Consider the following 19,381-nt stretch of genomic DNA (forward strand, 5'->3'; position numbering starts at 1 on the left):
GGGGTCGCGCGCGCAGTCGCTGACCAACCGGCTGTGGGAGGGGTTGAGCGCGCATGTCTATGTTTTCCTGCATCAGACCCGGCTGTCGGATGTGGCGGGCAATGCGCTGACGCCGTGCCCTGCGGTGCCGGTGCTGTTCGAGGTGGTGGATGAGGGGTGAGCGTCGGACCCGGGCGGGGGACGCCGCCTCGGGGGCATCGAGCCCCCTCGGCGGCGGCGCCGCGACGGCGATGCCGTCCCGGCGCGGCGCGCGGACCGGAGGGGTGTGATGGCGGGGCGGGTGTATCTGGACTGGAACGCCACCGCGCCGCTGCGACCGGAGGCGCGCGCGGCGATGGTGGCGGCGATGGACGTGGTGGGCAACCCGGCCTCGAGCCACGCCGAGGGGCGCGCGGCGCGGGCGCTGATGGAGCGGGCGCGTGCGCAGGTGGCCGCCGCGCTGGGCGCCGAGGGGGCGGATATCGTCTTCACCTCGGGGGCGACCGAGGCGGCGGCGCTGGCGCTGGCGGGGCGGGGGCTGCAGGGCGCAGGCATCGAGCATGACGCGGTCGCGGCCTGGGTGGACGACACGCTGGCGGTGGACGCGGACGGGCGGGTGACGGTGCCGGAGCCAGGGCAGGCGACCTTGCAGATGGCCAATTCCGAGACGGGAGTGGTGCAGGCCCTGCCCGAGGGGCTGGCGGTCAGCGATCTGACGCAGGCCTTCGGCAAGGTGCCGTTCGCCTTCAACTGGCTGGGCTGCGACATGGGGCTGGTGTCGGCGCACAAGCTGGGCGGACCCAAGGGGGTGGGGGCGCTGGTCGTACGCCCCGGCGTGGACGTTCCCGCGCAGCTGCGCGGCGGCGGGCAGGAAATGGGGCGGCGCGCGGGGACCGAGAACCTCATCGGGATTGCGGGATTCGGCGCTGCGGCCGAGGCGGCGGCGCGGGATCTGGCCGACGGGGTGTGGGACCGGGTGAGGGAAATTAGAAATATTCTAGTTGCAACTCTGGCAGCCTCGGCACAAGAGACTATTTTTGTCGGGAATCGCGCGGGCGACCTGCCCAACACGATCTGCATGGCCACGCCCGGCTGGAAGGGCGAGACGCAGGTGATGCAGATGGACCTTGCGGGGTTCGCGGTTTCGGCCGGGTCTGCCTGTTCGTCGGGCAAGCTGCGGGCCAGCCGGGTGCTGCTGGCGACGGGGTATTCCCCGGAGGTGGCGGGCTCGGCGATCCGGGTCTCGCTGGGGCCTGCGGTGCGACGGGACGATGTGCTGCGCTTTGCCGAGGCGTGGCTGCGCCAGCTGGGCCGACACCGGTCCCGCGCGGCGTGAACGACAAACTTAGGGGAGACGGGATCAGCATGGCTGCACTCGACAACACACCAGTGCGTGACGGGGTGGACCGCGAGACGGTCGAAACCGTCGCCTCGATGGCCGGCAAGTACAAGCACGGCTGGGAAACCGATGTGGAGATGGAGTTCGCGCCCAAGGGCCTGAACGAGGACATCGTCCGCCTGATCTCGGGCAAGAACGAGGAGCCGCAGTGGCTGACCGACTGGCGGCTGGCGGCGTATCGCCGCTGGCTGACCATGGAAAAGCCGATGTGGGCGATGATCGATTATCCCGAGATCGATTATCAGGACCAATATTACTACGCCACGCCCAAGAGCATGGTGGACAAGCCCAAGTCGCTCGATGACGTCGATCCCAAGCTGCTGGAGACCTATGCCAAGCTGGGTATCCCGCTGAAGGAGCAGATGATCCTGGCGGGTGTCGAAGGCGCCGAGGAGGCCGGCGAGCGCCGTGTCGCGGTGGACGCGGTGTTCGACAGCGTGTCGCTGGGCACCACCTTCAAGGACGAGCTGGCCAAGGCCGGCGTGATCTTCTGTTCCATCTCGGAGGCGGTGCGTGAGCATCCCGAGCTGGTGAAGAAGTACCTCGGGTCGGTGGTGCCGCAGAACGACAACTACTTCGCGGGGCTGAACTCGGCGGTGTTCTCGGACGGGTCCTTCGTCTATGTGCCGCCGGGGGTGCGCTGCCCGATGGAACTGTCGACCTACTTCCGTATCAACGCGGAGAACACGGGGCAGTTCGAGCGCACGCTGATCATCGCCGACAAGGGGTCGTATGTCAGCTACCTCGAGGGGTGCACGGCACCCCAGCGCGACACCCACCAGCTGCACGCCGCGGTGGTGGAGATCGTGGTGCTGGAGGACGCGGAGGTGAAATACTCCACCGTCCAGAACTGGTATCCGGGCGACGAGAACGGCAAGGGCGGCATCTACAACTTCGTCACCAAGCGCGCCGACTGCCGCGAGGCGCGGTCCAAGGTGATGTGGACGCAGGTCGAGACCGGGAGCGCGATCACCTGGAAATACCCCTCGTGCATCCTGCGCGGGGATGACAGCCAGGGCGAGTTCTACTCGATCGCCATCGCCAACAACGCCCAGCAGGCCGACACCGGCACCAAGATGATCCACCTGGGCAAGAACACCAAGTCGCGGATCGTGTCCAAGGGGATCTCGGCCGGGAAGGCGCAGAACACCTATCGCGGGCTGGTGACGATGCACCCCAGGGCCGCGAACAGCCGCAACTATACCCAGTGCGACAGCCTGCTGATCGGCAACAACTGCGGCGCCCACACGGTCCCCTATATCGAGGTGAAGAACACCACGAGCCGGGCCGAGCATGAGGCGACCACCTCCAAGGTCGATGACGACCAGCTGTTCTATTGCCGCTCGCGCGGGATGGACGAGGAGGAAGCGGTGGCCCTCGTGGTCAATGGCTTCTGCAAGGAGGTGTTGCAGGCCCTGCCGATGGAGTTCGCGATGGAGGCCCAGCAGCTCGTCGCGATCAGCCTCGAAGGCAGCGTGGGCTGACCCGTGCGCCGGGGTCGCGGTGCGATCCCGGCCGGTATAGGATCCAGCCGGATGCATGGGCCGGAGGGACGGATATGGACAACCTGCGCTGGTGGCTGACGGCCGCGGAACCGCGGATGCGTTATGGGGTGCTTGTCGCCGTGGGCGTGGTGGTGATGATGACCATCAGTTACCCGTTCTGGGGATATGGCGGTGCGGGAATGGCGGCCTTGACGGCGATGATGGCGGTGGTGATCGCCCATGTCTCGGCCAAGCTGATCATGCGGCCCTGAGCGGCGCGCGCAACGGACAAGGAAAAAGAAATGCTCGAGATCAAGGACCTGCACGTCAAGCTTGAGGAAGAGGACAAGGCCATCCTCAAGGGGCTGACCCTGACGGTGGAGCCGGGGCGCGTGCATGCCATCATGGGCCCCAACGGGTCGGGCAAGTCCACGCTGTCCTATGTGCTGGCGGGGCGCGAGGGCTATGAGGTCACCGGCGGCAGCGCGACGCTGGACGGCGCCGACCTGCTGGACATGGAGCCCGAGGAGCGCGCGGCGGCCGGGCTGTTCCTGGCGTTCCAGTACCCGGTGGAGATCCCCGGCGTGGGCAACATGACCTTTCTGCGCACCGCCGTGAACGCCCAGCGCCGCGCGCGCGGCGAGGAGGAGATGTCCTCGACCGAGTTCCTCAAGCTGATCCGCGAGAAGGCCAAGTCGCTGGCGATCGACGCCGACATGCTCAAGCGCCCGGTCAACACCGGCTTCTCGGGCGGCGAGAAGAAGCGCAACGAGATCCTCCAGATGGCGATGCTGGAGCCGAAGATGTGCATCCTCGACGAGACCGATTCGGGCCTCGATGTGGACGCGATGAAGCTGGTGGCCGAGGGCGTGAACGCGCTGCGCGATGCCGGGCGCGGGTTCCTGGTCATCACGCATTATCAGCGGCTTCTGGACCATATCAAACCCGATGTCGTGCACATCCTGTCGGATGGGCGCATCATCAAGACCGGCGGCCCCGAGCTGGCGCTGGAGGTCGAGACCGAAGGCTACACCGACATCGTCGCCGAGGGGGCCGCGTGATGGCGACCCGGACCGAACAGATCGCCGCGGCGCGGGGGGCGGCCACGGCGGCGCGGCTGGCGGGGCAGGGCCTGCCCGCCGGGGGGGCGTGGATCACCGCCGCGCGCCGGGCCGCGCTGGGCCGGGTGCAGGCGCTGGGCCTGCCGGACCGCCGCGACGAATATTGGAAATACACCGATCCCACGCCGCTGATCGCGCCCGAGGTGCCCTCGGCCGAGGCCGAGGCGGGCGATACGCTGTTCGCCGCCCATGACGCGGTCAAGCTGGTGTTCGTGGACGGGCGGTTCGATTCGGAGGCGTCGGACGACCCGGCGCTTGCGGGGCTGGAGATCGACCTGCTGGGCGATGCCGCCACCCGCGACATCCACTGGGCCCGCGAGGTGTATGGCGTGCTGGAGGCGCGGGGCCAGTCGCCGGTGCCGCGCACGCTGGCCGCGCTGAACACCGCGATGGCGCGTGACGGCGTGCTGATCCGCGCCACCGGCAAGGCCGACCGCCCGGTGTCGCTGATCCACCGCCACACGCAGCCGGCGTCGGATGCCGTTCTGCACCACTGCGTCAAGCTGGAGCCGGGCGCCGAGGTCACACTGCTGGAGCAGGGCCCCGCCGGTGCCCGCGTCAACACCGTGCTGGAGGTCGATGTGGCCGACGGCGCGCGGTTTCACCATGTCCGCGCCCAGGGCCCGGAGCAGGGGCGCCGCATCGTCACCCATGTCTTTGCCCGGCTGGGCGAAGGCTCGGTGTTCAAGTCGTTTACCGCCACGGTGAACGGCCGACTGACACGCAACGAATGCGTGCTGGAGCTGCTGGGCCGCGACGGGGTGGCCCATGTCGCCGGGGCGGCGGTGGGCGGGGCGGATGTCCACCAGGACGACACCGTGTTCATCACCCACGCCGGCGAGGCCTGCGAGAGCCGCCAGGTCTACAAGAAGGTCCTGCGCGGCGGCGCGCGCGGCGTGTTCCAGGGCAAGATCCTGGTGCACCGCGAGGCGCAGCTGACCGACGGCTACCAGATCAGCCAGTCGCTGCTTCTGGACGAGGACAGCCAGTTCCTCGCCAAGCCGGAGCTGGAGATCTATGCCGACGACGTGAAGTGCTCGCACGGCTCCACCTCCGGGGCGATCGACCCGGTGGCGCTGTTCTACCTGCGCTCGCGCGGGGTGCCCGAGGCCGAGGCGCAGGCGCTTCTGGTGCTCGCGTTCCTGGCCGAGGCGCTGGCGGAGGTCGAGGACGACCGCCTGGCCGAGGATCTGCGCGACTGGTTCGACGCGCGGCTGTCACAGGAGCGGGTCTGACGTGTCGATCACGGCGAACATCGCGCGCAGCTGGCGCAACCCGCAGGCGGTGATGCGCCGCCTGCTGGCCGGGGGCAAGCGCGAGGATCAGGCGCTGATGTTCCTGATGGGGGCGTGCTTCATCATCTTCATCGCGCAATGGCCCCGCCTGACGCGCCTCTCGCAGGAGGGGGCCGAGGCGCCCCTCCAGGCGATGCTGGGCGGCGCGATGTTTGCCTGGCTGTTCATCGCGCCCTTGCTGTTCTACGGCATCGCCGCACTGCTGCGGCTGCTGTTCGTGGCCCTGCGCCGCCCCATCGGCTGGTACGAGGCGCGGCTTGCGCTGTTCTGGTCACTGCTGGCGGCCAGCCCGCTGTGGCTGCTCAACGGGCTGCTAAACGGGCTGGTGGGGCAGGGGCTGGTGACGGTGGTCATCGGCTTCGCGATCCTCGCCGCGTTTTTCTGGCTGCTGGCGATGATGCTGGCCACGGCGGCGCTTGAGGCCCGCGCGGCGAAGTCCTAGAACAGAGCCATGGACATATCCCCCAACGCCGTTCTGGGCTTTGCCCGCGCCATCATCGCCGACCCGCGCGCCTCGGCCCGCGAGATCATCCTGTCGCGCCCGCCGATGAACGCGCGCTGGCTGGGGCTTGCGCTGGTGGTCGTGCTCAGCGTGATCTTCGGACAGATCTCGATCCGGCTGATGATGACGCCCTCGGGCATGATGGGGGCGATGCTGTCGGGCCCCGCGACCTCGATCCTGGTGCAGGCGGGCGTGCTGCTGCTGATGGCGGTGGCCATGCAGCAGGTGGGCGCCATGTTCGGCGGCGGGGGCAATTTTCCCGACGCGATGCTGCTGGTGTCGTGCCTGCAGGGTGTGATGATCCTGATCCAGGTGGTGCAGATCGTCGCGCTGATGTTGCTGCCGCCCCTTGCCGGGATAGTTAGCCTTGTTGGGTTCGGCGTGTTCCTGTGGGTCCTGACGGGCTTCGTGGCCGAGATGCATGGCTTCAAGTCGCTGCTCAGCGTCTTCGGGATGATCCTCGTCAGCGCCTTTGCCATCGCCTTTCTGCTGGCGTTGCTGCTGGCGATGGCGGGCGTCACGCCGCCCCAGGCGCGCTGACAGGGGTCGGCGCGCAACCGCCATCCAGGCCCAGGGGGTCCCCATGTACGACATCGAGGCCGTGCGCCGCGATTTCCCCATCCTCTCGCGCGAGGTGAACGGAAAGCCGCTGGTCTATCTCGACAATGGCGCCTCGGCGCAGAAGCCGCAGGCGGTGATCGACGCGGTGACGCGGGGGTACGGGCTGGAATACGCCAATGTGCACCGCGGGCTGCATTACCTGTCGAATCTGGCCACCGACAAGTACGAGGCGGTGCGCGGGATCGTGGCGCGGTTCCTCGGCGCGCCGGACGAAAACGGGATCGTGTTCACCACCGGGACCACCCATGGCATCAACCTGGTGGCCCATGGCTGGGCCATGCCGCGCATGGAGGCCGGCGACGAGATCGTGCTGAGCGTGCTTGAGCACCACGCCAACATCGTGCCGTGGCACTTCCTGCGCGAGCGTCAGGGCGTCGTGCTGCGCTGGGTGGAGCCGGACGCGCAGGGCAACCTCGACCCGCAGGCGGTGCTGGACGCGGTCGGGCCGCGCACCCGGCTGATCGCGGTGACGCACATGTCCAACGTGCTGGGAACGGTGGTCGATGTCGCGGCGATCTGCGCGGGCGCGCGCGCCCGCGGCGTGCCGGTGCTGGTGGATGGCAGCCAGGCGGCGGTGCACATGCCGGTGGACGTGGCAGCGCTGGGGTGCGATTTCTACGCCATCACCGGGCACAAGCTCTATGGCCCCTCCGGCTCGGGCGCCATCTGGATCGCGCCCGAGCGGATGGCCGAGATGCGCCCCTTCATGGGCGGCGGCGACATGATCCGCGAGGTGCACCGCGATTCGGTCACCTACAACGACCCGCCGATGATGTTCGAGGCGGGCACCCCCGCGATCGTCTCGCAGATCGGGCTGGGCGTGGCGCTGGAGTACATGATGGCGCTGGGCATGGACCGCATCGCCGCGCACGAGGCGGGCCTGCGCGACTATGCCCGCGCGCGGCTGGGGGGGCTGAACTGGCTGCAGGTACAGGGCGACGCGCCGGGCAAGGGGGCGATCTTCTCCTTCACGCTGGAGGGGGCGGCGCATGCGCACGACATCTCCACCGTGCTGGACAAGAAGGGGATCGCAGTGCGCGCGGGCCAGCACTGTGCCATGCCGCTGATGGAGCATCTGGGGCTGACGGCCACCTGCCGCGCGTCCTTCGGCCTCTACAACACCCGCGCCGAGGTCGATCGGCTGGTGGAGGGGCTGGAGCTCTGCCACGATCTGTTCGGCTGAAGGGCCTCAACCCCGGCCCTCAACCCCGCAGCGCGTCCAGCAGCATCCGCAGCGCCTGTGCGCGGCTGGCGCGGCGCACCCCGTCGCGGCCCAGCGCGCCATAGTCGACGGTGCGCGCGCGCACCGGCCCGTCCCGGCGGGCCAGTGCGAAGCACACGCGCCCCTCGGGCTTGTGTTCGGATCCGCCGGGACCGGCGATGCCGGTGATCGCCACCGCCAGATCGGCGCCGGCACGGGCCAGCGCGCCTTGGGCCATCTCGGCGGCCACCGCCTCGGACACCGCGCCGTGGGTGTCCAGCGTGGCGGCGCTGACGCCCAGCAGCTCCTGCTTGGCGGCGTTGGAATAGGTCACCACCGCGCGCTCCAGCACGGCCGACGCGCCGGGGACATCCGTCAGCGCCGCGGCGACCATGCCGCCGGTGCAGCTTTCGGCCAGCGTCAGCCGGCATCCCTGCGTGCGGGCGGCGGCGACGACGGCCGCGGCCAACCCGCTCACCACGCCATCACCCCATGCGCCAGCAGCGCGAGCAGGGCCACGCCGACGGCGGCGGCCACCCCCGCGAGCAGGTCGTCGGCCATCACCCCCCACGGCGTGCCCATGCGGTCGGCCCGCCCGATCGGTCCCGGCTTCCAGATGTCGAAGAGCCGGAACAGCGCGAACGCCACCACCCAGCCCGGCCACAGCGCCAGAATGTCCACGCCCTGCATCGCCGCGCCCAGCGACACCGGCCACAGTGCCAGCCACATGCCCGCGACCTCGTCGATGACGAACTCCGAGGCGTCGGGGTCGGCCAGCCCCTGCGACGCGCGCGCCACCGCCCACCAGCCGAGGGCGGTCACCACGACCGTCGCCACCGCCAGCCCGCCAAAGCCCAGCGCGGTGTGCAGCGCCCAGGCCAGCGGCAGCGCCACCAGCGTGCCCCAGGTTCCCGGCGCCGGGCGCAGCAGCCCCACGCCCCCCACCGTGGCAATGGCGCGCGCGGGCGTCATGTCCCCACCAGCGCGACCGAGGCGAGCGCCGCGATGCCTTCCTCGCGGCCGGTGAAGCCAAGCCGTTCGGAGGTGGTGGCCTTGACGCTGATGCGGTCGGCGGGGACGCCGATGATCTCCGCCAGCGCCGCACCCATGGCCACCGCGTGGGGGCCGATCTTGGGGCGTTCGCACACCAGCGTGACGTCGGCGTTGCCGATTTCCAGGCCGCGCGCGGCGGCAAGGCCCACCGCATGGCGCAGGAAGATATGGCTCTCGGCGCCTTTCCACTGCGGATCGGAGGGGGGGAAGTGGCGGCCGATGTCGCCCTCGGCCAGCGCGCCGTAGATCGCGTCGGTCAGCGCGTGCATCCCGACATCGGCGTCGGAATGCCCCATCAGGCCCCGATCGAACGGCACCGCGACGCCGCACAGCATCACATGGTCGCCCGGCCCGAAGGCGTGCACGTCATAGCCCTGGCCCACACGGATCTGCATCGAAGCCCCCCTGAGGATACGGTCGGCCCGGGCGAAATCCCCGGGCCAGGTCAGCTTGAGGTTGTCGTCATCCCCCTCGACGATGCGCACGTCAAGGCCCGCGGCACGGGCGACCTCCACATCGTCGGCGGCGTCGCCCGCATGGGCGCGGTGCGCGGCCAGGATCGCGGCAAAGTCAAAGGCCTGCGGGGTCTGGGCGCGGAACAGACCGTCGCGGGAAACGGTGGCGTGGACATGGCCCGCGTCGCCACGCCACAGCGCGTCGGTCACCGGCAGCGCGGGCGCGGCGGCGGGGCCGTCCTCCAGCGCCGCCAGCAGCCGGTCGATGAGGGGGCGCGACACCAGCGGGCGCGCGCCGTCATGGATCAGCACGCGGCGGATGCCGCGCCCTTCGAGCGCCTCCAGCGCGGCGCGGACCGAGGCTGCGCGGGTGGCGCCGCCGGTCACCGCCTCCACGCCCGCGCCCAGCAGCGGGGCGGCGCGGTCGGTGTCGTCGGGGTGGATCGCCAGCACCACCGGCGTCAGCCCCGCCGCGCGGAACGCCGCCAGCGCATGCGCCAGAACCGGTCGGCCCGCCAGCGGCTGCCATTGCTTGGGCAGCGCGCCTCCCATGCGGGTCCCGCGGCCCGCGGCCACGATGATGACGGCCGTTGACATTGCCCACCTCCTGCCCGACGTCGCGTGCCCGGTGGCCTTAGCCCAGCCCCCCGGCGCTGACAATGCGCCCGGGCAGCGGGGCATGGATGCATCAATTTCGTGCAATCGGTGTCCGGGCGCCCGCACATCGCGCAAACGGTTTGATTTCGTCGCGCCAACCCCCTAATGCCAAGGGCAAGTCGCACAAGGATTGGGCAGGTGGCCGCTTTGCTGGCAGATCTGGATGCCGAACAGGGGAGGGCCGTGGCGCTGGCGCCGATGGCCGGGATCACGGATCTTCCGTTCCGGCGGCTGGCGCTGGGGCTGGGGACGCCGGTGGTCGTCTCGGAGATGGTCGCCAGCGCCGAGATGGTGGTGGGCGGCGTGCAGGCGCGCGCCCGTGCGGCGCTGGGGCTGGGCTGTGCGGCGACCGTGGTGCAGATCGCCGGCCGCGACCCGCAGGTGATGGCCGAAGCCGCACGCCGGGTGGCCGATCTGGGCGCGGGTGTCATCGACATCAACATGGGCTGTCCGGCGCGCAAGGTGACGGGCGGGGCCGCGGGCTCGGGCCTGCTGCGCGATCCCGACCGCGCCCTGCGCATCATCGAGGCGGTGGCGGGCGCGGTTGCAGTGCCGGTGACGCTCAAGACACGGCTGGGCTGGGACGATGACTGCGCCACGGTCGCGCCGTTGCTGGACCGGGCGGTGGCGGCGGGGGTGGCGCGGGTGACGCTGCACGGGCGCACGCGCTGCGCGTTCTACACCGGACATGCGGACTGGGCCGCGGTGGGGCGGCGCACGGCGGGGCTGGCGGTGCCGGTGCTGGTCAACGGCGACATCGACGGGGTGGCGGCGGCGCGCGCGGCGCTGGCGGCATCGGGCGCGGCCGGGGTGATGGTGGGCCGTGCCGCGCGCGGGCGGCCGTGGCTGCCGGGGCAGATCGCGGCGGCGCTGGCGGGCCGGCCGGTGCCCGCGGCCCCCACGGGCGGTGCGCTGGTGGATCTGGTGGCGGGGCACCATGCGGCGATGCTGGCGTTCTATGGCCGCGATTTGGGCCTGCGGGTCGCGCGCAAGCATCTGGGCTGGTACGCCGATGCCGCAGGCGTTCCGGCCGCGCTGCGCAGCGCGCTGCTGACCGCAGGGTCCGAGGGCGAGGTCCACGCCCTGCTGCCGCGCGCCTTTGCCGCATCCGAAAGGCACGCCGCATGAGCCTGCCGGATGTCGCCAGCCTGTGGGCCGCGCTGCCGGTGCCCGTGGTGCTGATCGACGGCGACGATCGGCTGCTGGAGGTCAACCCCGAGGCCGAGGAGTTCTTCAACGCCTCGGCCCGCAGCCTGCGGGGGCGGCGGGCCTTCACGCGGCTGCGGGTCGATGCGCCGGTGGTGCGGGCCTGCGCGCGCGCGCGCCGCGATCAGGCCCCGGTGTTCATCACCGAGGTGGAGATCGCCGCCGGCGACCGCGCGGCGTTGCTGTGCGACCTGCGCATCGCGCCGCTGGAGGCGGACTCGGACCATCTGATCCTGCTGATCGCCCCGCGCGAGACCGCCGGGCGGCTGGCCCGCGCCAAGCCCGGACAGGTCGGCGCGCGCTCGGCCATCGGCATGGCCGAGATGCTGGCCCACGAGATCAAGAACCCGCTGGCCGGGATCTCCGGGGCCGCGCAACTTCTGTCGATGTCGCTGAGCGCCGAGGACCGGGAGCTGACCGACCTGATCGTGGCCGAGACGCGCCGCGTGGTGAAGCTGCTGGAGCAGGTGGAGCAGTTCGGCAACCTGCGCCCGCCGGAGCTGGGCGCGGTCAACATCCACGACATCCTCGATCGGGCACGGCGCTCGGCGGTGGTGGGTTATGCCGCGCGGATGCGGGTGGTGGAGGACTACGACCCCTCGCTGCCGCCGGCGCTGGCGGATGGTGACCAGCTCCTGCAGGTGGTGCTGAACCTGCTGAAGAACGCGGCGCAGGCGGCCGGAGAGGCGGGCGGCACGATCCGGCTGCACACCTTCTATGACCTGACGCTGCGGCTGCGCGGCCCCGACGGCAGCGGCCGTCCGCTGCCGCTTCAGATCGAGGTGATCGACGACGGCCCCGGCCTGCCACCCGCCATCGCCGAGGACGTGTTCGAGCCCTTCGTCAGCGGGCGCGAGAACGGCACCGGGCTGGGCCTTGCGCTGGCGTCCAAGATCATCGCCGATCACGGCGGCTGGATCACCGTCGAGTCGGCGCCCGGGCGGACGGTGTTCCGCATCTCGCTGCCGGTCGCGCCCCGCGAACCCTTACAGAAGGAAGGTTGAGATGGACGGAACCGTTCTGGTCGCCGACGACGACCGCACCATCCGCACCGTGCTCACGCAGGCGCTGACGCGCGCGGGCTGCAAGGTGCACGCCACCTCCAGCCTGACCACGCTTCTGCGCTGGGTCGAGGAGGGCAAGGGCGATCTGGTGATCTCGGACGTGATCATGCCCGATGGCAACGGGCTGGAGATGATCCCCCGCATCAGCCAGCTGCGCGAGGGGCTGCCGGTGATCGTGATCTCGGCGCAGAACACCATCATGACGGCGATCCAGGCGGCCGAGGCGCAGGCCTATGACTACCTGCCGAAGCCCTTTGACCTGCCGGACCTGATGAAGCGCGCGGCCCGTGCGCTGGAAAACCGCCGCCGGGTGCCGCGCCCCGCGACCCCGCCCCCGCGCGGCGCCGAAGCCGGCGAGGAGCTGCCGCTGGTGGGCCGCACGGCGGCGATGCAGGCGCTGTACCGGCTGGTGGCGCGGGTGATGAACACCGACATGGCGGTGCTGATCACCGGCGAATCGGGCACCGGCAAATCGCTGATCGCGCGGGCGGTGCATGACTTCTCGGACCGCCGGACGCTGCCGTTCGTGGTCGCATCGGCGGGCGATCTGGTGGGGGTGGACGGGCCGTCCAGCCTGCTGGCGCGGGCGCGCGGCGGCACGCTGGTGTTCGACGAGCTGGGCGATTTCGACGACGAGGCGCAGGGCCGCGTGGTGCGCATGCTCGACACGCTGACCGACACCGCGCCGCGGATCATGGCCACCAGCCAGATCGACCTGTCCGCGCGCATGGCCGAGGGGCGGTTCCGCCAGGACCTGTTCTATCGCATCGGCGGGGTGACGCTGGCGGTGCCCTCCTTGCGCGAGCGGGTGGACGACATCCCCCTGCTGGCCGAGCATTTCCTGTCGCGCGCCGAGCGTGAGGGCAGCCCGCTGCGGCGGCTGACGGCGGACGCGCTGACGCTGGTGCGCGCCTACAGCTGGCCCGGCAACGTGCGCCAGCTGGAGAACACGATCCGCCGGCTGGTGGTGACCTCGGCCGAGCCCGAGGTCTCGCGCGCGGAGGTGGAGATGGTGCTGGGCAACCAGCCCGTGACCGAGCCGATGAAGAGCGCGGGCTCGGGCGAGAAGCTGACGACCTCGGTCGCGCGGCACCTGCGGCGGTATTTCGACCTGCACGGCGCGCAGCTGCCGCCGCCGGGCCTCTACCAGCGGATCCTGCGTGAGGTTGAGCAACCCCTTATCGAGATCGCGCTGGACGCGACGGCCGGCAATCAGGCCAAATGTGCCGATCTGCTGGGGATCAACCGCAATACCTTGCGAAAGAAGATCACCGATCTGGATATTCGCGTGACACGCCGCAGAAAGTTGATGTAAAACCGCAACAGCAGGCGTGGCGCATCGGCACCGATCAACGGCACTGACCATCGGACCTGAGGCCCGCGGAATTCGGTGACAGGCCGCGCCAGCGTGGCCCTGGAGGGTGGACCCTCGGTGCAACGGGCGGTGCGACGTATGGGGTGGGGGCCGCTGGGCCGGACCGGTCGGCGGTTGCAGGCGGCGGGCACGATCGGCCTTGTGGCGCTGGGTCCGGTGCTGGTGCTGGCCACATGGGCCGCGCTGGGGCCGATGAATGCGGGCGTCACCTCGCCGGGCTTCCGGCTCGTGCTGCTGGCGGATTTCGTCTATGTGCTGCTGGTCGCGGGGCTGGTGCTGGCGCGGGTGTTGCGGCTGGCGGCGGCGCGGCGGGCGCGGTCCGCCGGGTCGCAGCTGCATCTGCGGCTGTCGGGGGTGTTCGCGCTGATGGCGCTGGTGCCGGCGGTGTCGGTGGCGATCTTTGCCGGGCTGACGATCAACGTGGGCCTGGAGGGGTGGTTTTCCGACCGCGTTCGGCAGGTGGTGGGCAATTCTCTGGCCGCCGCTGAAGCCTACGAGGCCGAGCAGGAGCGAGGCCTGGCGCAGGATGCCGAGGCGCTGGCGGCCTATATCGGACTTGCGCGCGACGCGGTGTTCCTGATGGACGATGGCGAGCTGCGCCAGATCCTGACCGCGGGCCAGGTGCAGGTCCAGCGCGGCCTGCGCGAGGCGTTCGTGATCGACGGCGGCGGCGAGATCCGCGCGCGCGGCGAACGCTCGTTCCTGTTCGACTTCGAACACCCCGGCCGCGCCGCGCTGGAGCGTGCCGCCGATGGCGAGACCGTCATCATCCAGGACTGGACCCACAACGAGTTCCGCGCGCTGCTGCGTCTGCCGGGATTTCCGGACCGGTTCCTCTATGTCTCGCGCGATGTGGACGGGCAGATCCTGCAGCTTCTGGACGAGACGCAGGAGACGATCCGCCTTTACAACCAGCTGGAGCGCGAGCGCGGCCGCATCCTGTTCGAGTTCGGGCTTTTGTACCTCGGCTTTGCACTGATCCTGATCCTGGCCGCGGTCTGGCTGGGCCTGTGGTTCGCCGAGCGTCTGTCGCGCCCCGTGGGCCGGCTGGCGGGCGCGGCCGAACGTGTGGGGCGCGGCGATCTGGACGTGCAGGTCCCGCCCGAGCGCGGCGAGGACGAGATCGCCACGCTGGGCCGGGTGTTCAACCAGATGACCCGCCAGCTCAAGGGCCAGCGCGAGGCGCTGCTGGAGAACACCCGCCAGATCGAGGCGCGGCGGCGGCTCTTTGATTCGGTGCTCAGCTCGGTCTCGCCCGGGGTGATCGGGCTGGATGCCGAGGGGCGGATCGAGTTCGTGAACCCCTCGGCGCGGCGCCTGCTGGAGCTGGACGCCGAGGCCACCCACGGCCGCCTGCTGTCCGAGGCGGTGCCGGAGTTCGCGGCCCTTCTGGCGCAGCTGCACGCGGGCGGCGCGCTTGCCGCCCAGGAGGAGCTGCGCATCAGCCGCGGCGGACGGCTGGAGACGCTTCTGGTGCGGCTGGCCACCCGCACGGGCGAGGGGGGCGGCGCCCGCGAGGGTTATGTGGTGGCGTTCGACGATGTGACCGATCTGGTCTCGGCGCAGCGGCTGGCGGCGTGGGGCGATGTGGCCCGCCGCATCGCGCACGAGATCAAGAACCCGCTGACGCCGATCCAGCTGTCGGCCGAACGCATCCGGCGCAAGTTCCGGCCGCTGGTGGGCGACCAGGCCGAGACGCTCGACAGCTACACCGAGGTGATCGTGCGCCAGACCGGCGATCTGCGCCGCATCGTGGATGAATTCTCGCGCTTTGCCCGCATGCCGGAACCCGACCGCCGCTCGACCGATCTGGTGGCGCTGGTGCGCGATGCGGTCACGCTGCAACAGGCCGGACAGCCCGGGGTGGCGATCACCGCCGATCTGCCCGACGCGGCGCTGGTGCTGGAGCTGGACGCGACGATGCTGGGCCAGGCGCTGACGAACCTCATCAAGAACGCCGGCGAGGCGATCGAGACCCTGGCGGAGCGCGGCGCCCCCGAGGGCCACACCCCCGAAATCCGCGTGGCGCTGCGCCGGGACGCCGAAGCGGTCCACATCGCGATCAGCGACAACGGCATCGGCCTGCCGGAGGACCGCGCGCGGCTGTTCGAGCCGTATGTGACCACCCGCGCGCAGGGCACCGGCCTCGGCCTGCCCATCGTCAAGAAGATCATCGAGGAACACGGCGGCACGCTGCGCCTCAACGACGCCGAAGCGTTCGGCGCCGGCCCGCACCGCGGCGCGCGCGCCGAGATCCGGCTGCCGTTGCTGACGGCCGGCAGCCACCGCAAACGACCCCAACCACAGGACGGGAGGCAGGCACATGGGTGACATCCTGATCGTGGACGACGAGCGCGACATCCGCGAGCTCATCGGCGACATCCTGCGCGACGAGGGCTATGACACCCGCCTGGCCGCCAACTCCGACGCCTGCATGGCCGAGATCAACGCCAGCGCGCCGGGGCTGATGATCCTCGACATCTGGCTCAAGGACAGCCGGATGGACGGGATCGACATCCTCAAGACCGTGAAGCGCTCGAACCCCGACATCCCCGTGGTGATCATCTCGGGGCACGGCAACATCGAGATCGCGGTCGCGGCGATCAAGCAGGGCGCCTATGACTTCATCGAGAAGCCCTTCAACATCGACCAGCTGATGGTGGTGATCTCCCGCGCGATGGAGGCGTCGCGCCTGCGGCGGGAAAACACCGACCTGCGCCGGCGCGAGGTCGCCTCGGCCGAGATGATCGGCGCGTCGGCCGCGTTCCGCACGCTCAAGGGTGCGCTCGACAAGGTCACGCGGTCGAACGGTCGGGTGATGCTGACGGGGCCCGCGGGATCGGGCAAGGAGATCGCCGCGCGCTACATCCACGCCCAGTCCGAGCGCGCGCAGGGCCCGTTCGTGACCGTGGCCGCCGCCTCCATCGCGCCCGACCGGATGGAGGAGGTGCTGTTCGGCCGCGAGACCGCCGGGCGCGGGGTCGAACAGGGCCTGCTGGAACAGGCCCACGGCGGGGTGATCTATTTCGACGAGGTCGCGGACATGCCGCTGGGCACGCAGTCCAAGATCCTGCGCGTGCTGGTGGAACAGCAGTTCGCGCGCGCGGGGGGCACCGACAAGGTGCGGGTGGATCTGCGCGTGATCTCGTCGACCACGCGCGACCTGGCGGCGGAAATCGCTGCCGGGCGCTTCCGCCAGGAGCTCTACGACCGGCTCAACGTGGTGCCGGTGGCCGTGCCGGGCCTGGGCGAGCGGCGCGAGGACATCCCGCTGCTGGCGCGTCACTTCATCGAGATGTTCAACCGGACCCAGGGCCTGCCGCTGCGGGCGCTGTCGGGGGACGCCGATGCGGTGTTGCAGACCCTGCCGTGGCCCGGCAACGTGCGCCAGCTGCGCAACGTCATCGAACGCGCGCTGATTCTGGGCGACGGGTCCGGCCCGATCGGCGCGGCCGAGTTGCAGTCCGAGGGCGCCGCCCCCGCGGAGCCCGGCCGCCTGGTGCTGGGCGGCGGTCTTGCGACACTGCCGCTGCGCGAGGCGCGCGAGCTGTTCGAGCGCGAATACCTGCTGACCCAGATCAACCGCTTCGGCGGCAACATCAGCCGCACCGCCAGCTTCGTCGGCATGGAGCGCTCGGCGCTGCACCGCAAGCTGAAGTCGCTGGGCGTGGTCGGCGGCGGCGTGGCGGCCCGTGGCGCGCGCGATGACGACGACGAGACCGAGGAGGCCCGGGCCGGCACCGGCGATTGACGCGGCCCGCGACGTGCCGCCCGGCCGGGGGGCGCATGCGGGGTGATTGACCGGACGGCCCGGCTCTGCGATGCAGCGCGGACTGGAAACATCGGCGCGGGGGCGTGGGCGCATGCGGATCATCGTCTGCGGGGCGGGCCAGGTCGGCTGGCAGATCGCGCGGTATCTGGCCGGGGCGGGCAACGACGTCACGGTCGTGGACAGCAATCCCGCGCTGGTGCGCCGCGCCGCCGAGACGCTGGAGGTGCGCGGGGTGACCGGCTTCGCCTCCTACCCCGAGGTGCTGGACGAGGCCGGCGCCAGGGACGCCGACATGATCATTGCCGCGACCTTCTCCGACGAGGTCAACATCGTCACCTGCCAGGTGGCCCATTCGGTGTTCGGCGTCACCCGCAAGATCGCCCGGCTGCGCGCGCAAAGCTATGCCGACCCGCGGTATGCCGACCTCTACCGCAACGCCGACCTGCCCATCGACGTCATCATCAGCCCCGAGCGCGAGGTCGCCGAGGCCGCGCTGCAACGCCTGCGCGCCCCCGAGGCGTTCGACACCGAGGATTTCCTGGGCGGTCGGGCGCAGCTTCTGGGCATCGCGCTGGGCGAGGACTGCCCGGTGCTCAACACCCCCCTGACCGAGCTGACGGAGCTGTTCTCCACCCTCCAGGCGACCGTGGTGGGCATCCGCCGCGAGGGGCGGCTGTTCGCGCCCGAGGCCACGGACCAGCTGTTCGCCGGCGACCAGATCTATGTGATGATCGAGGCGGGCGATCTGGACCGCACGATGGAGATCTTCGGCAAGCATGTCGCGCGCCACGACCGCATGGTGATCGTGGGGGCGGGCAATGTGGGGCTGGGCGTCGCGACGGCGCTGGAACGCGGGCCCCGCCGGGTGCGCGCCAAGCTGATCGAGCTGGACCGCCGCCGCGCCGAGTTCGCCGCCGACGCGCTGGAGCGCACGGTGGTGCTGAACGGCGACGGGTTGGACGTGGAGATGCTGGAGGAAGCCGGCATCGGCCGCGCCGACGCGGTGCTGACGCTGACCAATGACGACAAGGTGAACATGCTGGCCGCCGTGCGCGGCAAGACGCTGGGCTGCCGGCTGGCGATCGCGCTGGTCAACGATCCGGAGCTGGCGCCGCTGACCGGGCCGCTGGGCATCGACGCCACGCTGAACCCGCGCGCGACCACCGTGTCCTCGATCCTGCGCCATGTCCGCCACGGCCGCGTGCGCCAGATCTATTCGCTGGGCGACGGCGAGGCCGAGGTGATCGAGGCGCAGGTGCTGTCGTCCTCGCCCGTCGCGGGCAAGCGCATCGCCGAGATCGACTTTCCCGAGGGGGTGCTGGTGGGCGCGCTGCTCAAGAAGGGCCGCTTCGTCAAGCCGCGCGGCAGCACCCCGGTGGAGGAAGGGGACCTGATCGTGATCTTCGCGCTGGCCGCCGACGTGCCCGAGGTGGAGCGCCTCGTGCAGGTGTCGGTCGACTATTTCTGAGGGCCGCGGGGTGGGCCGCATCCGTTCCGTCCCGCTGGTGGTGGTGCTGATCGCGCTGGCCGGGGTCGCGATGCTGGCGCCCGCGCTGCATGCGCTGACGCTGGGCAAGACCGCCATCGCCGGGGTGTTCGCGCAATCGGCGTTCCTGACGGTCAGCGCGGCGCTGGTGCTGGGGGCGGCGACGCAGGGGTACCGGCCGCGCAATCCGGGCCAGAGCCTGATCGTGTCGCTGGTCGCGGCCTATGCGGTGCTGCCGCCGATCATGGCGTGGCCGGTGGCGCAGGTCATGCCGGCGGTCGATTTCGCACAAGCCTGGTTCGAGATGGTCTCCAGCCTGACGACCACGGGCGCAAGCCTGCTGCCGTCGGGCACCGCCACCCCGCAGCCGGTGCATCTGTGGAATGCGCTGGTGGGCTGGCTGGGGGGGCTGTTCGTTCTGGTGGCGGCGGGGGCGATCCTGGCGCCGCTGAACCTCGGCGGGCTGGAGGTGGCGAATCCCCGCCCCGTGGGCCGGCCCGCGCAGACGGCGGTGGCGATCCATGGCACTGTCGATCCGGGCCAGCGCCTCGTGCTGACGTTGTGGCTGGTGGCGCCGGCCTATGGCGCGCTGACGCTGGCGTTGTGGGTGGGTCTTCTGCTGACCGGCGAGACCGGCCTGCCGGCGCTGGCGCATGCGATGGGCACGCTGTCGACATCGGGCATCTCGCCCACCGGCGGGCTGGAGCGGGC

At 70.9% G+C, this 19,381-nt stretch carries 17 protein-coding genes and 2 pseudogenes; 16 read left to right on the forward strand and 3 right to left on the reverse strand.

Going from position 1 to position 19,381, the window contains the following annotated elements:
• The 9 genes and pseudogenes from iscR to CCR87_RS10030 all read left to right on the forward strand — a co-directional run.
• Positions 1 to 160, forward strand: a pseudogene (iscR, locus tag CCR87_RS17265) (Fe-S cluster assembly transcriptional regulator IscR); the annotation flags it as partial.
• 108 nt (positions 161 to 268) lie between these two features.
• Positions 269 to 1,315 carry a cysteine desulfurase family protein gene (locus CCR87_RS09995; protein ID WP_201157383.1) on the forward strand — a complete coding sequence of 349 codons (1,047 nt, stop codon included), beginning with the start codon at positions 269 to 271 and terminating at the stop codon, positions 1,313 to 1,315.
• Positions 1,316 to 1,344: 29 nt separating this feature from the next.
• Positions 1,345 to 2,862, forward strand: coding sequence for a Fe-S cluster assembly protein SufB (gene sufB / locus CCR87_RS10000; RefSeq protein WP_201157384.1), 1,518 nt, complete (start codon positions 1,345 to 1,347; stop codon positions 2,860 to 2,862).
• A gap of 74 nt (positions 2,863 to 2,936) precedes the next feature.
• Positions 2,937 to 3,134 (forward strand): hypothetical protein, encoded by a 198-nt coding sequence (locus CCR87_RS10005; protein ID WP_201157385.1) that lies wholly within the window; start codon positions 2,937 to 2,939, stop codon positions 3,132 to 3,134.
• Positions 3,135 to 3,164: 30 nt separating this feature from the next.
• On the forward strand, positions 3,165 to 3,923 hold the full coding sequence (gene sufC, locus CCR87_RS10010; RefSeq protein ID WP_201157386.1) for a Fe-S cluster assembly ATPase SufC: 759 nt from the start codon (positions 3,165 to 3,167) through the stop codon (positions 3,921 to 3,923).
• On the forward strand, positions 3,923 to 5,218 hold the full coding sequence (locus CCR87_RS10015; protein WP_201157387.1) for a SufB/SufD family protein: 1,296 nt from the start codon (positions 3,923 to 3,925) through the stop codon (positions 5,216 to 5,218). The genes sufC and CCR87_RS10015 overlap by 1 nt, the downstream gene beginning before the upstream one ends.
• A 1-nt stretch (position 5,219) precedes the next feature.
• Positions 5,220 to 5,720 (forward strand): YIP1 family protein, encoded by a 501-nt coding sequence (locus CCR87_RS10020; protein WP_201157388.1) that lies wholly within the window; start codon positions 5,220 to 5,222, stop codon positions 5,718 to 5,720.
• A 9-nt stretch (positions 5,721 to 5,729) separates the two neighbouring features.
• Positions 5,730 to 6,320 carry a YIP1 family protein gene (locus CCR87_RS10025; RefSeq protein WP_201157389.1) on the forward strand — a complete coding sequence of 197 codons (591 nt, stop codon included), beginning with the start codon at positions 5,730 to 5,732 and terminating at the stop codon, positions 6,318 to 6,320.
• A gap of 43 nt (positions 6,321 to 6,363) precedes the next feature.
• Positions 6,364 to 7,584: a cysteine desulfurase gene (locus tag CCR87_RS10030; protein WP_201157390.1), complete on the forward strand. Its 1,221-nt coding sequence runs from the start codon at positions 6,364 to 6,366 to the stop codon at positions 7,582 to 7,584.
• A gap of 19 nt (positions 7,585 to 7,603) precedes the next feature.
• Here the strand turns inward: CCR87_RS10030 and CCR87_RS10035 are convergent, their stop codons facing one another.
• Genes CCR87_RS10035 through CCR87_RS10045 form a run of 3 tightly spaced genes read right to left on the reverse strand, consistent with a single transcriptional unit; the run spans position 7,604 to position 9,707 of the window.
• Positions 7,604 to 8,083 (reverse strand): nicotinamide-nucleotide amidohydrolase family protein, encoded by a 480-nt coding sequence (locus tag CCR87_RS10035; protein WP_201157391.1) that lies wholly within the window; start codon positions 8,081 to 8,083, stop codon positions 7,604 to 7,606.
• Positions 8,077 to 8,574 carry a phosphatidylglycerophosphatase A family protein gene (locus tag CCR87_RS10040; protein ID WP_201157392.1) on the reverse strand — a complete coding sequence of 166 codons (498 nt, stop codon included), beginning with the start codon at positions 8,572 to 8,574 and terminating at the stop codon, positions 8,077 to 8,079. The genes CCR87_RS10035 and CCR87_RS10040 overlap by 7 nt, the downstream gene beginning before the upstream one ends.
• Complete coding sequence (locus CCR87_RS10045) at positions 8,571 to 9,707, reverse strand: bifunctional 2-C-methyl-D-erythritol 4-phosphate cytidylyltransferase/2-C-methyl-D-erythritol 2,4-cyclodiphosphate synthase (RefSeq protein ID WP_201157393.1); 1,137 nt, start codon at positions 9,705 to 9,707, stop codon at positions 8,571 to 8,573. The genes CCR87_RS10040 and CCR87_RS10045 overlap by 4 nt, the downstream gene beginning before the upstream one ends.
• Positions 9,708 to 9,905: 198 nt before the next feature.
• On the opposite strand from CCR87_RS10045, the gene CCR87_RS10050 reads away from it, so the two are divergent.
• The 7 genes and pseudogenes from CCR87_RS10050 to CCR87_RS10080 form a co-directional block, all read left to right on the forward strand.
• A complete protein-coding gene (locus tag CCR87_RS10050; protein ID WP_420850169.1) occupies positions 9,906 to 10,895 on the forward strand; it encodes a tRNA dihydrouridine synthase in 990 nt (329 codons plus the stop codon).
• The gene (locus tag CCR87_RS10055; protein ID WP_201157395.1) at positions 10,892 to 11,977 is read left to right on the forward strand and encodes a two-component system sensor histidine kinase NtrB; all 1,086 of its coding nucleotides are present in this window, start codon (positions 10,892 to 10,894) and stop codon (positions 11,975 to 11,977) included. The genes CCR87_RS10050 and CCR87_RS10055 overlap by 4 nt, the downstream gene beginning before the upstream one ends.
• A gap of 1 nt (position 11,978) precedes the next feature.
• Positions 11,979 to 13,352 (forward strand): response regulator, encoded by a 1,374-nt coding sequence (locus tag CCR87_RS10060; RefSeq protein WP_201157396.1) that lies wholly within the window; start codon positions 11,979 to 11,981, stop codon positions 13,350 to 13,352.
• Positions 13,353 to 13,490: 138 nt separating this feature from the next.
• Positions 13,491 to 15,743 carry a sensor histidine kinase NtrY-like gene (locus tag CCR87_RS10065; RefSeq protein ID WP_201157399.1) on the forward strand — a complete coding sequence of 751 codons (2,253 nt, stop codon included), beginning with the start codon at positions 13,491 to 13,493 and terminating at the stop codon, positions 15,741 to 15,743.
• Positions 15,736 to 17,163, forward strand: a complete 1,428-nt coding sequence (ntrX, locus tag CCR87_RS10070) for a nitrogen assimilation response regulator NtrX (protein WP_201157397.1) — start codon at positions 15,736 to 15,738, stop codon at positions 17,161 to 17,163. The genes CCR87_RS10065 and ntrX overlap by 8 nt, the downstream gene beginning before the upstream one ends.
• A gap of 70 nt (positions 17,164 to 17,233) precedes the next feature.
• Positions 17,234 to 18,652: a Trk system potassium transporter TrkA gene (trkA, locus tag CCR87_RS10075; protein ID WP_338048907.1), complete on the forward strand. Its 1,419-nt coding sequence runs from the start codon at positions 17,234 to 17,236 to the stop codon at positions 18,650 to 18,652.
• 10 nt (positions 18,653 to 18,662) lie between these two features.
• Positions 18,663 to 19,381 (forward strand): annotated as a pseudogene (locus tag CCR87_RS10080) (TrkH family potassium uptake protein); the annotation flags it as partial.

The sequence above is a fragment of the Rhodobaculum claviforme genome, assembly GCF_016653255.1.
GTDB classification, from domain to species: Bacteria; Pseudomonadota; Alphaproteobacteria; order Rhodobacterales; family Rhodobacteraceae; genus Rhodobaculum; species Rhodobaculum claviforme.

Excerpts from the sequence above, each read along its gene's own strand:
- CCR87_RS10065 (WP_201157399.1), top strand. The coding sequence starts at position 13,491 with ATGGGGTGGGGGCCGCTGGGCCGGACCGGTCGGCGGTTGCAGGCGGCG.
- CCR87_RS10040 (WP_201157392.1), bottom strand. The coding sequence starts at position 8,574 with ATGACGCCCGCGCGCGCCATTGCCACGGTGGGGGGCGTGGGGCTGCTG.
- CCR87_RS10025 (WP_201157389.1), top strand. The coding sequence starts at position 5,730 with ATGGACATATCCCCCAACGCCGTTCTGGGCTTTGCCCGCGCCATCATC.
- CCR87_RS10060 (WP_201157396.1), top strand. The coding sequence starts at position 11,979 with ATGGACGGAACCGTTCTGGTCGCCGACGACGACCGCACCATCCGCACC.
- ntrX (WP_201157397.1), top strand. The coding sequence starts at position 15,736 with ATGGGTGACATCCTGATCGTGGACGACGAGCGCGACATCCGCGAGCTC.
- trkA (WP_338048907.1), top strand. The coding sequence starts at position 17,234 with ATGCAGCGCGGACTGGAAACATCGGCGCGGGGGCGTGGGCGCATGCGG.
- sufC (WP_201157386.1), top strand. The coding sequence starts at position 3,165 with ATGCTCGAGATCAAGGACCTGCACGTCAAGCTTGAGGAAGAGGACAAG.
- CCR87_RS10005 (WP_201157385.1), top strand. The coding sequence starts at position 2,937 with ATGGACAACCTGCGCTGGTGGCTGACGGCCGCGGAACCGCGGATGCGT.
- sufB (WP_201157384.1), top strand. The coding sequence starts at position 1,345 with ATGGCTGCACTCGACAACACACCAGTGCGTGACGGGGTGGACCGCGAG.
- CCR87_RS10030 (WP_201157390.1), top strand. The coding sequence starts at position 6,364 with ATGTACGACATCGAGGCCGTGCGCCGCGATTTCCCCATCCTCTCGCGC.
- CCR87_RS10055 (WP_201157395.1), top strand. The coding sequence starts at position 10,892 with ATGAGCCTGCCGGATGTCGCCAGCCTGTGGGCCGCGCTGCCGGTGCCC.
- CCR87_RS10045 (WP_201157393.1), bottom strand. The coding sequence starts at position 9,707 with ATGTCAACGGCCGTCATCATCGTGGCCGCGGGCCGCGGGACCCGCATG.
- CCR87_RS10015 (WP_201157387.1), top strand. The coding sequence starts at position 3,923 with ATGGCGACCCGGACCGAACAGATCGCCGCGGCGCGGGGGGCGGCCACG.
- CCR87_RS09995 (WP_201157383.1), top strand. The coding sequence starts at position 269 with ATGGCGGGGCGGGTGTATCTGGACTGGAACGCCACCGCGCCGCTGCGA.